The organism is Holospora undulata HU1 (assembly GCF_000388175.3).
Lineage (GTDB): Bacteria > Pseudomonadota > Alphaproteobacteria > Holosporales > Holosporaceae > Holospora > Holospora undulata_A.
The window spans coordinates 1-12021 of the sequence record NZ_ARPM03000128.1; the positions used below are offsets into that span (position 1 = coordinate 1).

Genomic DNA, 12021 nt, shown 5'->3' on the forward strand with positions numbered 1-12021 from the left:
TTTCATACTTAATTCGGCTTGTCTTAACAAAGTTCATGCATCACTTTTTCCCATACCCCCTTAATCCTACATCGTCTATAAAACGAATGTACCGTCGAATATGGTGGAAAATCTTTTGGTAGCATGCGCCATTGACAACCGCTCTTGATTATATAAAACACTGCATTAACAAGCTCTTTTTTGTTGTATTTGCTTCTATTGCCGCTATCAAAATGATGTTTTATCACTTCCCACTCTCTTTCTTTTAAATCGCTTGGATAATTCATCTTCTACTCCTCCAAGCCTTTTATATCACACTTTTTTATTCATGAATACAGGTTCTAAATAAAATTTTTCCTCATTCAGATTTTAAATTTAGATTTTCAGTAATATAAGTTTTAAACTTCTATTCTTATTTGTGTTGTATTAATATAAATAAAAAATTAAATATTCGGTAATTTAATATTTATAAATGTAAAATTACCCCCACAACATTGCATACCTTCATTTATTGATCATATAAATTATTTCTAAGGGATCTTTTCTATTTTAACAAAATACGGTATGCTGTCTTCAGGTTCGGGGTTGTAGCTCAGTTGGTAGAGCGCGTCGTTCGCAATGACGAGGTCAGGGGTTCGAATCCCCTCAGCTCCACAGTGAAATTTGGATAGAAGATATGTTAAGATCTCCAGAGTGGTTTATTGCTTGGCGTTATCTGTGGGCTTCCAGAAAAGAACGATTTATTGCAATTATCGCAAGTTTTTCCTTCTTAGGAATTGTTTTGGGAGTAGCAACATTAATTTTGGTCATGTCTGTTATGAACGGGTTTAGAGAGGAGCTCGTTTCAAGAGTTATCGGGTTTAACGGTCATTTACTTCTTTCAGAAGGAGAGAAGTTAAATCAAGTTTTTGACGTTCAAACTAAAGTTGAAAAAATTTCGGGAATAAAATACACAGCCCCTTTAGTTCAAAAACAGATCCTTATTACTTCAGAAAAGGAAGCATGTGGAGCTTTGGTTCAAGGGGTAACACCAGAGGTACTAAAAAAACGTCCCTTGATTTCTGATAATTTGATAGAAGGAGATGTTCAAACATTTTCCAAAGAAGAAAATCAAATTATGATCGGAAGCGGTCTTGCTCGTAAATTAAATGTACATGTTGGGGATAAATTGAAACTAACGACGCCTCAAATGAATTTGACAGCCTTTGGATCATTTCCTAAAACAAAGTTTTTTAAGCTGGCAGCAATCTTTAAAAGCGGAATGTACGAATACGATCAAAATTTTTCTTTTATTTCTTTAAAAGCAAGTCAAAAATTATTTTCCTTAGAGGATTCTGTATCTGCTTTAGAAATTTTTGTAGAAGACCCAGATGATATGGAAAACATTAAAGCTGCGATTAGGGAAAAATTTCCTTTTTTCTACATCCACGATTGGCAACACGTGAATGAAAAATTTTTTTCCACACTTGAAGTACAGAAAAATATTATGTTTCTTATTCTTATGCTAATTGTATTGGTTGCCGCTTTTAATATCATTTCTTGTTTAATGATGTTGGTCAAAGATAAAACAAAAGACATCGCTATTTTGCAAGCATTAGGCGCTAATCGCTCTTTTATTTTAAGAATTTTTTTTTACGTAGGGTCGTTTATAGGAGTTTTTGGAGCTCTGGTTGGTACAGGAATAGGGTTGCTTTTATCTTATCGCCTAGACCGTATTCGTCTTTTTTTGGAAAGTATTTCCGGATATAAATTGTTTAGAGAAGAGATTTATTTTTTGGCTCACTTGCCAAGTAAAGTGAATTTAGATCAAGCACTTTTAGTTTGTGCGCTAGCAATTATTCTTAGTGTGCTGGCCACTTGGTATCCAGCCAGAAAAGCATCTCGTTTAAATCCAATAGAAGGATTGCGCTATGAATAACCATCAAAATTTTGTAATGCGGGTAGAAGACCTTCATTACGCGTATCATTCTTTACCAATTCTTGAAAAAGTAACGTTGTTTCTATCTTCGGGGGAGTGTGTCGGGTTATTAGGACGTTCTGGATCGGGGAAATCTACATTATTAAGTATTTTAGGGTTGTTAATGCCCCCCCAAAAGGGAAGAGTTTTTTTAAGGAACCAGAAAGGATTTGTTGATACAAGATTCTTAAATCATCAACAAAAATCTTATCTGCGGCGTTCTCATATAGGGTTTGTATTTCAATCTCATTGTCTTCTTCCAGAGTTTACTGCTTTGGAAAATGTGATCCTACCCCAGAGGTTGAATGGAAAATCTTTAAAGCAAGCCAGAAGTTACGCAACAACATTGCTAGAATACGTTGGGCTTTCAGAGCGCCTTCATCACAAACCCAGCGAACTTTCAGGGGGAGAGCAGCAACGCGTTGCCATTGCCCGAGCGCTTTCCAACAAACCTAGTGTTTTACTAGCAGATGAGCCTACAGGGAATCTAGACGTTGAATCTGCAAGAATGATTATTCAGTTATTTCACCATGTAGCACAGCATCACAATATTGCTTTGTTTATGGCAACGCATAATGTGGAAAGCCTTAAAAACTTTCACCGGGTTTATACACTGGAATCAGGATTATTGATCCCCGTACCTCAGGAAAAATCAGTCTCAACGGAATCTGTTCCTTTTTCTATAAAAACCGTAAAAAAAGGAGCAGGACAATCTTGAGGATTTTATATCACAGTGCGTTTTGCCCTTTTTCAAGAAAAATTGCCTTTGGATTAAAAGAAAAAAAGTTAGATTTTGAACACCAATGGGAAACTGTTGGAAAACCTTCTTCCCGACTTTTAAGTTTAAATCCCTGGGGGGAGCTTCCTGTTTTAGTAGACCAACACCTAGTGTGCGTTAATCATTACGTTAGCAGCGAATATTTAGAAGATGCCTACCCTAACCCAGTACTCATGGGGGAAGGCAACGCTTACCGCATAGAGGTAAGAAGATTGGTATCTTGGTTTGACAAAATTTTTTATCAAGATGTTTTTTGGAAATTATTTTATGAGAAAATTTTGAAATGTCAACTGCATCATAAAGCTCCAGACACGCGCATATTAAAAAGCGGATATGCTTTGTTACAAGAACATATGGAGCAAGTTGAGCAACTTACAGAAACTCATCATTTTCTTGCAGGAAAGTATTTTTCTTGGGCAGATATTACAGGAGCTGCTCACCTTTCCTGTATTGATTACATAGGGGATATTCATTGGAAGCTATTCCCTTCTGCAAAAGAATGGTATTGCAAAATTAAATCTCGCCCTGCCTTTCGTCCATTTCTAAATCAAATTCTTTCAGGAGTAGAGCCAGCCTTGCACTATAGTCAATTAGATTTTTAACCCAGAGTCATTGATTATTTTTGTGTAAGTATTTAAAAATATACAGAATTAAAATTTTTGACAATATAAGTAATTTAAAAATTATTCAAACAATATTAGATTTTGATATCGACTTTTCAATATAATTCATGTACTATGTACAAAAATCTTTTTTTTATGAACAATGTCATTCTAAGAAAGTATATGTGGCTTTTTGGAGTTGTTTCAGCAGGAATGGTAGTAGATCAAGCAACTAAGCACTATGTAAAAGGGATTGTTTCAACAGTAAAACGCATTCGTATTTGTTCGGTCTTTAGCATTGTGGAAACCTACAATACCGGTATCAGTTGGGGGTTTCTTTCCAAAACGGGAAAGACCTTTCAGTGGGGTATTTTGGGGTTATCCATGGGGTTAGTTGTTATGTTTTTGCGTATGTTTGCAAATGAAAAACGTCTTTCGTCACAGTGGGCTATAGCATTAATTATTTCTGGCGCTTGTGGAAATATAATTGACAGATTCTTTTTAGGTGCAGTGTTTGATTTTTTAAGTATACACTGGAAAAATTTTAACTTCCCTGTATTCAATGTTGCTGATATGCTAATTAGTGTAGGTTTTATGATATTGCTAAGAGATTATTGTAAATGGAATCGTTAACATATAAAATTTTTTTCAATAGAGCGAGCGCTTTATTGAGTGTTCTTATTTTGACACAGTGTCAAAATTTACAAGAAGCTACGGGACTAAAAAAAACTGCTCCCGACGCCTGGTCTGTTCAACTTCTCAAAGGGTTAGAAATTCCTCCAGGATTTCAAGATATGCCTTCTGATCATCCGGTTCCTGAAAAAATTTCTACTTCGAGTAAAGATAGGGCAAAAGAAGAAAAAAAATTCTCTTCGGATAAAGCAGAACAATCCCTAATGGAACATGTACAGCCTTTTTTGAAAAAATAGCGTACATACAGACGTTTCATGAGAAACAATCCACTTTTTCGACAAGATATGCGACTTGTACTGGATTCAGATATACTAGATTGGTCTTTGTTTCTCAGAAATTATGCAAAAGCAGTTCAAACATTACAAACTCCTATCATACACAGTAAAAAATTTTCCTGTTTTTCGTACCTGTGGTCTAATTCCCATAATTTAGAAGACGATGCAGAACATTTTAAAGAATTTAGAACTATTTTAGTGGCAGGAAGATTAGAAGACCTTGCAGGAACCCAATGCATTGTAGATTGGGTTCAAAACTTTATAGGAAAGCACCACAAATCATTTCCTGAGGTTCATTTTATTTCTCATCCAGACCCAGAATTATTCTGGGAAATGATAGGAACACTAGATCTAGAGCAAACAGGATTTGTTGTCATATGCTCTAATCCTAGCGATTTATTTCCTTATCTTGTTTTATTAAGATGTCTAGAATTCTTAAAGAGTGCGGATTGTAGTGTACAAAAGCACATCATGGTTTGGGCCCCAAAAGGAACTGAATTTCCCTACATTTATCCTATTGTAGAAAGCTTTAGACTCAATATTCAGCACTATTCAGTCTTCACCCCAAAAGGAAGCTCATGCTTTAATGAAATTAGCCTTAGCATCGGAAACATGATAGGATTTCATTTTAATCTTTTTGTGGGAGGAGCAAAAAAAACTTGCCAACAATATTTTCATCATATTCTAAAATCCCCTCTAGAAGGAGCCGCCTTATATACAACATTAAAACAACAATATCCAAATTTATCTCATTGGATATGGAACAACACACGAAATTTTGAACCTTTAGCTCAATGGATCCAATGGATGTGGAAAGATACTTTAGCCCAGAACTATTCTCCGTCTTTTCCAAAGCACATTCTTCACCCTCCCCCATTTTATCTTGGATTCACAACAACTTTCTGGGAAAAAAAAAATATCACAGACGTTTTTTTTCCTAACTATTTCCCTAATGAAGATTTAAAACATGCAAAAATCCACCTAAAACAACTTCTTGACCAAGAATTTAAAACAACTTGCAAGGCATTGGCTAAAAACACACATGCAGTACGGATATTTTACATCAAGCAACTCAGCGAAGAAATATTAGGGGCACTGGTTGCTCATTTTTTACTAGAAACCACTCTACTATCCTTAATGGAAACAGAAAGAGCTTTTCCGAACTCATCGTAAGAAAAATTTCAGACTTTTACAAAGTTTTAAAAAAGTTCTTAAGCTTTGCAAAAAATCCAGTAGTTTCAGGAGGCTTATTTTCTTCTTCTTCCGAAAAACTTTGTAAAAGCTCTCGTTGCTTTTGTGTTAATTTTAACGGAACATAAACGTCTGCCTCAATAACTAAATCTCCTCTCCCGGAAGGATAGGCCATCCCTTTATTATGAACTACCGTCTTTTCTTTAAATTGAGTTCCTTCTTTAAAAGTAACAGAAATTCTCTCACCTTCGATAGTAGGAATTTGAACCGTACACCCCAAAGCAGCCTGAGAAATAGAAAGAGGATAATTCATAAACAAATTAGCCCCTTTTCTTCGGAACAAAGAATGCGACTGAATATTAACTTGTATAATTGCATCTCCGCAAGGCCCTCCCCGTTCTCCTACCTCTCCCTCACCAGGAAGACGAATTTGGTTTTCATGCTCTATCCCCGCAGGAACATGAAACTCCAACGCGCGGCGATCTCTCATACACCCAGACCCTCTACACTTCTTACACAAAGCTGCAATATAAGTCCCCGTTCCTTGACAACGCTTGCAGGTCTGTCTAACCATAAAAAATCCCTGAGAAATTCCTACCTCTCCTCTTCCATTACACGCAGTACACTGCGTAACCTTCGCCCCTTTTTCTCCCCCAGTTCCTGAACAAGAATCGCATCGCACGATAGTAGAAAACTCAACAGTTTTATTAATTCCCTTAAACGCTTCCTCTAATGTAACAGAAATTTTTATAAGAACATCACGTCCCTTAGAAACAGCAGACTGCTGCCCTGAAGATCCGAAATTCGAAAAAAAATCCTCAAAAATAGAAGAAAAATCAAACCCTGCTTCTGAAAACCCCTCAAAGCCTCCTCCGCCTGAAGAATTTTGACGAAAGGCATCTGGCCCCATCTGATCGTACATCCTTCTTTTTTTTTCGTCACCCAACACTTCATAAGCTTCTGTTGCTTCTTTAAATATTTTTTCTGCCTTCTGCTTTTCCGCGCTAGAACTATTCTGATGCTGATCGGGGTGATATTTTAAAGCAAGCTTTCTGTAGGCTTTTTTTATATCCTGAAGAGACGCGTTGGATGGAACACCAAGAACTTTATAATAATCTGCCATGGTCTGATTTCCTTATTAACAAACTATCTTTAAGATACCACTAAGCTTCCACAAATTCAATCAACGCCATAGGAGCAGCATCCCCCTTCCGAAATCCCGCCTTAATAATTCGAAGATATCCACCGGGACGTTCTTTGTACTTGGGGCCCCACTGAGAAACGATTTTTTCACAAGAAGACTTCGACCGTAACGTCGCCATCAACACTCTAAAACGATGAAGTGAAACTTCATTTCTTCCGTAGGTAACCAGACGCTCCACCATCGGACGAACAGCCTTAGCCTTTGGCAACGTTGTTATAATCCTTCCCTTTTGAATGATTTGATTACATAATCCTATTAAAAGAGCCTTTCTTTGATTAGTTGTACGATTAAACTTTTTATGTGCTACATTATGACGCATCGTTCTTCTCCTCTTCCTTTTGAACTTTCTTAGGAGGCCAATTTGGGACATTCATTCCCAACGTTAAGCCCATACTGGCCAAAATTCTTTGAATATCTTGAAAGGATTTACGACCAAAATTTGGTGTCTTCATTAAATCTTGCTCTTTTAAACGCACAAGATCCCCTACATAGGTTACATTTTCTAACTTCAAACAATTTAAACAACGAATAGACAGATCCAACTCAGAAACAGGCTTATAAAAATCCACAGGAAAATGTTCTTTATGCTCAACATCCTCGACAGGCTGTACATCTCCGCTTTTCTGAACAGACTCATCAGAAGAAGGAGCAAGACTAAACACACCAAACTGAGTTCTTAAAATGTCTGCCGCTTCGCTAACTGCTTCATCAGGAGTAACAGAACCGTTAGTTTCCACACGAAGAATAAGCTTTTCGTAATCCGTATTTTGACCAACACGAGCATTTTCTACCTGAAAAGAAACTTTGCGAACAGGACTAAACCAGGCATCAAGAAAAATCTCTGGCTCATTTTTTCTAGGAAAGCGCTCTGAACTTACATACCCTCTCCCCTTTTCAACAGTGAATTCAAAATCAAGCTCACCACCTTGAGTCAAAACCCCCAGAACAAACTCTGGATTGTTCACCTCTAGAGCTTCTTCTTGAGCCAGCATCCCTGCGGTCACTACACAAGGCCCTTTAGCATAAAAAGAAAAAGTCTTCTTTTGATCGAAATACCCTTTTAGATTTAAAGACTTTAAATTCAGAACAAAATCAGTCACATCCTGCATCATTCCCGGAACGCTAGAAAACTCCATATCCGTACTTCGAAATTTGATTCGCGTAATGGCCCATCCAGAAAGAGAAGAAAGAAGAACGCGACGCATAGCACTTCCAATCGTAACTCCGAACCCTTTAGCCAGCGGCTCTACCAAAATCGAACGCACACACCGCGCATCCTCATCCCTCTGAAAAACCTTTTTGTAAGGCTCAATCAGTTCATTCCATCGTTTTTCTGCTTCTACCATCTAAACAACACCTCTACTACTAAGTTATATGCGACGACGCTTTGAAGGCTTGCACCCATTGTGAGGTAACCGTGTATCATCTCGAATAGAACAAATCTCAAGCCCTGCACTGCTAAGTCCCCGCACGGCGGCTTCTCGTCCCGATCCTATCCCACATAAAGATACATCCAACCTCTTAACACCATGCAGCTGAACTTTTTTTGCTACGTCTTCAGCTGCCATCTGAGCTGCAAAAGGAGTGGACTGCTTAGATCCCGAATATCCCACAACTCCTGCAGAAGACCAAGCAATAGTAGCACCTTGCATATCTGTAATAGTAATCATTATATTATTGAATGTAGAATAAACGTGTGCTATACCAGAAACAATATTCTTTCTCTTTACTTTCACTTTTTTATTGGAAACCATTGTTATTTACCTTCCTCCCTTATTTCTTTTTACCTGCAATCGCCACTGCTCGACCACGACGTGTCCTAGCATTGGTATGCGTGCGTTGACCACGAGCTGGAAGATTTTTACGGTGACGCAACCCACGATAGCACCCCAAATCCATCAATCGCTTCTTGCTCATCAAATTGTTGTTACGAAGCTCTCCTTCCACTACATACTCTTTATCGATCATTTCTCTGATACGAACAATATCTTTTTCAGACAACTCAGAAACTCTTGCATGATAATCTAACCCCAAAGAGCGACACACCTCAAGAGCCTTAAATCTGCCAATCCCATGAATACATATCAACCCAGAAAGTAAATTTTTTTTTTCTGGTATGTTTACACCTGAAATACGTGCCATATTTTAACCGCTACTACTTACTGGCCTTTATTATAAATATATCCAAAAAAAAGTCAACGGTCTAAATATTTTCTAAGGTGCGCAAGACTTATATCAAAAATATAAAAAATTTTCTACTCAGGGGCCCCATCAATCCCCCACTTACAATAAAAATTGACTAAAATTGACTAATTTAGGTTAAAAACAAGACGTTTTTTCCTTTAAAAATCAAAAAATTCTGCCCCCCCTCTTTTTTTTGGTAATAAAGCATTGTACGATGAATCCGTAGATGGTTTAAACGCGAGGAACCGTTTGAAATTAGAAGTTTTTTTAAGAACTTTTAGGTTAGGTTCTAAACGTAGACAGAAAAGAGGATGTTATGAACTTAAGACTTTTAGGTGTGTTCGCACTAGGCGCCTTACTGGCTGCTTGTAGTGATGAAACCCCCCAGACTGCAGAAGTTGTTTACCAAGATAAAGGATCTTGCAATATAGAAGGATCAGTTGCGGATTTTAAGAATTGTAAAAAAGATCAAGTATTCTTTGATTTCGATAAGTCCAAAATTTTGGACGAAGAGCAAAAAGTTCCTGCTATGAAAGAATTTTTGTGCAAATACAACAAAAAAGGATCTATCGTAGGACATTGTGACATTCGCGGATCTTCCGAGTACAACTTTGCCCTAGGACAACGTCGTGCTAACGCATTAAGTAAGGCTTTGAAAAGTCAAGGGTTACCTTCAAGCTCCATTTGTGGCGTGTACAGTGTAGGAAAAGAACGCCCTCTTATGGCGGGAAATAGTGAGCAATGTCATGCTTTGAACAGGACGAGTATATTTGTACTTTCTGATTCAGAAGGTGGCATTGCCCCTTCTGCGCCTTCTCCTGTTGGCTCTGATGCTATGATCCCCCCAAAGATTGAAGCAGCTCCTGGTGAAACCCCTGAAGATGCAGCTAACGAGAGTGAAGATTAGTATTCAGGCTCCTTATAAGGGATTTAAAAGAGCATTTAACTAATATTATATTTTGATGATTAGAGGAAAATCTTAATTTTCCTCTTCTAGTTTTTAGAAAATTTTAAAGCACCTTGTGTAAAGCTAAGGTAGCGTATTAGTAATACATAACTGAAGAAAACAGATTTTTGTTGTGGTGCATATTTGCGCTTTAGAGGTATTAAGTATTGAAAAATATAGCAATATTTTTTGCTTAATAACACTTTTCTTGAAGTAGTGAAAATTTACTCCCTCACACGTTTCTTAGGATAAGAATTTTTTTTAATTTTTTTTTAAATTTAGTATCAATACGTTCCGATCAGAAAATAGATCGTTAGAAACACGAAGAAAACGACTTTTTAGGAGAGAGGGGCAGATTAATGAGGAGCAAACACCGATTCTTCGGGGATGTCTGATATGAAAAAATGCAGATAGATAAAACATTCCAGATTCAATAGAAATGGACACAAACGTTTAAACAGCAAAATTTAATCTTACCGCTGCTGTTCGTTGTCTAGAACGTTCATAAGTTTCGATAGCTGTATCATTTTTATATTCTTTTATATGGCCCCTAGTACAGCAAAATCATACTCTTAATTTGATCAAACAATCAATTTATTATAAAAAAATCTAAATAATATTTACAAAAAAAAAACTCTTTTGTTTTAAAATTAATTGGTATTATATTAACGATAACAATCATGATGAAAAAATTTTATTTATATTTAAGTTTGTTAAGTGCTTGCGCGTATGCTGGAAACGAACATTATAAAAAATCATTACAAGAAGTGGTTTCTTCTCTTTTTAACACTCCTAAAAGCGATATCCCGCTTCCCACTTTTTCTTTTGACAAATCCTTGAAAGATGAGCAAGTGTTAAAATTAAAAAAAGAAGCGTACAATACAACTCTTAAAGCTTTAGAATTAAAATCGTATATAATTAACCTTTCTGAACTTGCAAGAAATCTCCACACTGGTGATCTTTCTGAGTTTTTGGAAGAAAAAGCAAAGAAAGAATTTAAGGAAGAGCTATTGAATACCGTTACAAAGATTATAGACTCCTCAGAAACAGAAAATCTGGATCTTACCGATCTTAAAAAAACGAAAATGCATCAGATTGAACAGGAATCTGTATTGAAAATAAATTCCAATATTCCAAATAACGATTTGTCTTTGTATATAGAACAGGAATACCTTTTAATTGTAAACAAATTCTTGTCTTATACTGAAGAAATTAAAGGAAAAATAGATTCTGCGTATTCTAATTCTTCTGAGCATATAAAAAAATTAATTAAAAATATTGAAACTTTAAGCGATACAATACAAAACAAAGAACAAGAAATTTCAGAAAGGAAGAAAAATTGGGAAAAAAATCCATCTGGCCAAAATCGATTTGGGAACAAAAATTTAATTACGGCTCCTAAATTCACCCCAAATTTTGATCCTTCCAAAAAGAGTACTCCAAATATTTTCTTATTTCCAAAAAATAGCGGAAAAGCAGGAAATAATGTTTTAATGACTCAGAATTTGAGTCCAAACAATCAATCTAAATCTTCGATTCCTAACAATAATCTCTTTGCCACCATTAAACTCCCTTCAAACAATCCACCTAAAGTTTTTGTTCCCAATGATAATAAAAATAAGAAAGAACCCTATTCAGATACCCTTATTAAGAAAGCTGATAACTATCCTCAAATGAATGCACAAGACCTTTTTCCAAAAGATATGGGGATGGTTCACGAAGAAGGAGATGTCTTTAACCCTAAGACAAAGATCTAAAAATCAATATTTTTATTAAAAAAATTTGACTTTTATACGGATGCAAGTGTAAAAAAAAGACCAGATTTAAAAGCATAAACCAAGGCCTTAGTCATTAATTTAAATTAAAATATAAAAAAAGTGAGCGCTGTAGGGATCGAACCTACGACCGACTGGTTAAGAGCCAGACGCTCTACCGCTGAGCTAAGCGCCCTCATCGTGAAGAATTCTATCATAGTTCCTTCACGATGTCTAGCCTTCGCTCTGCTCTCAATAAGAATCTTAAGAACCTTGTATTCATGATTTAGCTATCCTTTTAATAGGATCATGGAATGGGCTATCATACTTATGTTTTTAGCAGTCGCTATGGCAATTTCATAATCTTTAGATACCCTTCGAAAAGGATTTAGCTATCCTATGTTCTTTCGACGATCCAACGCTTTGGAAGTATGGCCCATCCTTGAGATATACGCTCT

The 12021-nt window shown here is 36.4% G+C and carries 13 protein-coding genes, 2 tRNA genes and 1 pseudogene; 9 read left to right on the forward strand and 7 right to left on the reverse strand.

Annotation, left to right across the window (positions count from 1 at the left end):
• Nucleotides 1-29: 29 nt before the first annotated feature.
• Nucleotides 30-266: pseudogene (locus K737_RS11975) on the reverse strand (transposase); the annotation flags it as partial.
• A 294-nt stretch (nucleotides 267-560) separates the two neighbouring features.
• Here K737_RS11975 and K737_RS03145 point away from each other — a divergent pair.
• The 7 genes from K737_RS03145 to K737_RS03175 all read left to right on the forward strand — a co-directional run bounded on the left by K737_RS03145 (nucleotide 561) and on the right by K737_RS03175 (nucleotide 5457).
• Nucleotides 561-633 (forward strand) — tRNA-Ala (locus K737_RS03145).
• 22 nt (nucleotides 634-655) lie between these two features.
• Nucleotides 656-1897, forward strand: a complete 1242-nt coding sequence (locus tag K737_RS03150; RefSeq protein WP_006294022.1) for a lipoprotein-releasing ABC transporter permease subunit — start codon at nucleotides 656-658, stop codon at nucleotides 1895-1897.
• Nucleotides 1890-2654, forward strand: coding sequence for an ABC transporter ATP-binding protein (locus K737_RS03155; protein ID WP_006294024.1), 765 nt, complete (start codon nucleotides 1890-1892; stop codon nucleotides 2652-2654). Before K737_RS03150 ends, K737_RS03155 begins: the two co-directional genes overlap by 8 nt.
• Nucleotides 2651-3316, forward strand: a complete 666-nt coding sequence (locus tag K737_RS03160) for a glutathione S-transferase family protein (protein ID WP_006294026.1) — start codon at nucleotides 2651-2653, stop codon at nucleotides 3314-3316. Before K737_RS03155 ends, K737_RS03160 begins: the two co-directional genes overlap by 4 nt.
• 156 nt (nucleotides 3317-3472) lie before the next feature.
• A complete protein-coding gene (lspA, locus tag K737_RS03165) occupies nucleotides 3473-3949 on the forward strand; it encodes a signal peptidase II (RefSeq protein WP_161630424.1) in 477 nt (158 codons plus the stop codon).
• 50 nt (nucleotides 3950-3999) lie between these two features.
• Nucleotides 4000-4245, forward strand: a complete 246-nt coding sequence (locus K737_RS03170; RefSeq protein WP_161630425.1) for a hypothetical protein — start codon at nucleotides 4000-4002, stop codon at nucleotides 4243-4245.
• Nucleotides 4246-4263: 18 nt separating this feature from the next.
• The gene (locus K737_RS03175; protein ID WP_006294032.1) at nucleotides 4264-5457 is read left to right on the forward strand and encodes a phosphoheptose isomerase family protein; all 1194 of its coding nucleotides are present in this window, start codon (nucleotides 4264-4266) and stop codon (nucleotides 5455-5457) included.
• 16 nt (nucleotides 5458-5473) lie between these two features.
• On the opposite strand, the gene dnaJ is transcribed toward K737_RS03175, so the two are convergent.
• From dnaJ to rpsM, 5 genes are read right to left on the reverse strand one after another with little or no spacing between them, the layout of a single operon-like run.
• On the reverse strand, nucleotides 5474-6598 hold the full coding sequence (gene dnaJ, locus K737_RS03180; RefSeq protein ID WP_006294034.1) for a molecular chaperone DnaJ: 1125 nt from the start codon (nucleotides 6596-6598) through the stop codon (nucleotides 5474-5476).
• 40 nt (nucleotides 6599-6638) lie between these two features.
• Nucleotides 6639-6998, reverse strand: coding sequence for a 50S ribosomal protein L17 (gene rplQ, locus K737_RS03185; RefSeq protein ID WP_006294041.1), 360 nt, complete (start codon nucleotides 6996-6998; stop codon nucleotides 6639-6641).
• On the reverse strand, nucleotides 6988-8025 hold the full coding sequence (locus K737_RS03190; RefSeq protein WP_006294043.1) for a DNA-directed RNA polymerase subunit alpha: 1038 nt from the start codon (nucleotides 8023-8025) through the stop codon (nucleotides 6988-6990). Before K737_RS03190 ends, rplQ begins: the two co-directional genes overlap by 11 nt.
• A gap of 24 nt (nucleotides 8026-8049) precedes the next feature.
• Nucleotides 8050-8433, reverse strand: coding sequence for a 30S ribosomal protein S11 (gene rpsK, locus K737_RS03195; protein WP_006294045.1), 384 nt, complete (start codon nucleotides 8431-8433; stop codon nucleotides 8050-8052).
• Between the two features lie 19 nt (nucleotides 8434-8452).
• On the reverse strand, nucleotides 8453-8821 hold the full coding sequence (rpsM, locus tag K737_RS03200; RefSeq protein ID WP_006294046.1) for a 30S ribosomal protein S13: 369 nt from the start codon (nucleotides 8819-8821) through the stop codon (nucleotides 8453-8455).
• Nucleotides 8822-9179: 358 nt separating this feature from the next.
• On the opposite strand from rpsM, the gene K737_RS03205 reads away from it, so the two are divergent.
• Both K737_RS03205 and K737_RS03210 read left to right on the forward strand, forming a co-directional pair.
• A complete protein-coding gene (locus K737_RS03205) occupies nucleotides 9180-9770 on the forward strand; it encodes an OmpA family protein (RefSeq protein ID WP_006294047.1) in 591 nt (196 codons plus the stop codon).
• Nucleotides 9771-10489: 719 nt separating this feature from the next.
• Nucleotides 10490-11566 carry a hypothetical protein gene (locus K737_RS03210; RefSeq protein WP_024161415.1) on the forward strand — a complete coding sequence of 359 codons (1077 nt, stop codon included), beginning with the start codon at nucleotides 10490-10492 and terminating at the stop codon, nucleotides 11564-11566.
• A 121-nt stretch (nucleotides 11567-11687) separates the two neighbouring features.
• Here the strand turns inward: K737_RS03210 and K737_RS03215 are convergent.
• Nucleotides 11688-11759: transfer RNA gene (locus K737_RS03215), tRNA-Lys, on the reverse strand.
• Nucleotides 11760-12021: the final 262 nt, after the last annotated feature.

Excerpts from the sequence above, each read along its gene's own strand:
- K737_RS03175 (WP_006294032.1), top strand. The coding sequence starts at position 4,264 with ATGAGAAACAATCCACTTTTTCGACAAGATATGCGACTTGTACTGGAT.
- K737_RS03155 (WP_006294024.1), top strand. The coding sequence starts at position 1,890 with ATGAATAACCATCAAAATTTTGTAATGCGGGTAGAAGACCTTCATTAC.
- K737_RS03150 (WP_006294022.1), top strand. The coding sequence starts at position 656 with ATGTTAAGATCTCCAGAGTGGTTTATTGCTTGGCGTTATCTGTGGGCT.
- K737_RS03205 (WP_006294047.1), top strand. The coding sequence starts at position 9,180 with ATGAACTTAAGACTTTTAGGTGTGTTCGCACTAGGCGCCTTACTGGCT.
- K737_RS03210 (WP_024161415.1), top strand. The coding sequence starts at position 10,490 with ATGATGAAAAAATTTTATTTATATTTAAGTTTGTTAAGTGCTTGCGCG.
- K737_RS03190 (WP_006294043.1), bottom strand. The coding sequence starts at position 8,025 with ATGGTAGAAGCAGAAAAACGATGGAATGAACTGATTGAGCCTTACAAA.
- rpsM (WP_006294046.1), bottom strand. The coding sequence starts at position 8,821 with ATGGCACGTATTTCAGGTGTAAACATACCAGAAAAAAAAAATTTACTT.
- rpsK (WP_006294045.1), bottom strand. The coding sequence starts at position 8,433 with ATGGTTTCCAATAAAAAAGTGAAAGTAAAGAGAAAGAATATTGTTTCT.
- lspA (WP_161630424.1), top strand. The coding sequence starts at position 3,473 with ATGAACAATGTCATTCTAAGAAAGTATATGTGGCTTTTTGGAGTTGTT.
- dnaJ (WP_006294034.1), bottom strand. The coding sequence starts at position 6,598 with ATGGCAGATTATTATAAAGTTCTTGGTGTTCCATCCAACGCGTCTCTT.
- rplQ (WP_006294041.1), bottom strand. The coding sequence starts at position 6,998 with ATGCGTCATAATGTAGCACATAAAAAGTTTAATCGTACAACTAATCAA.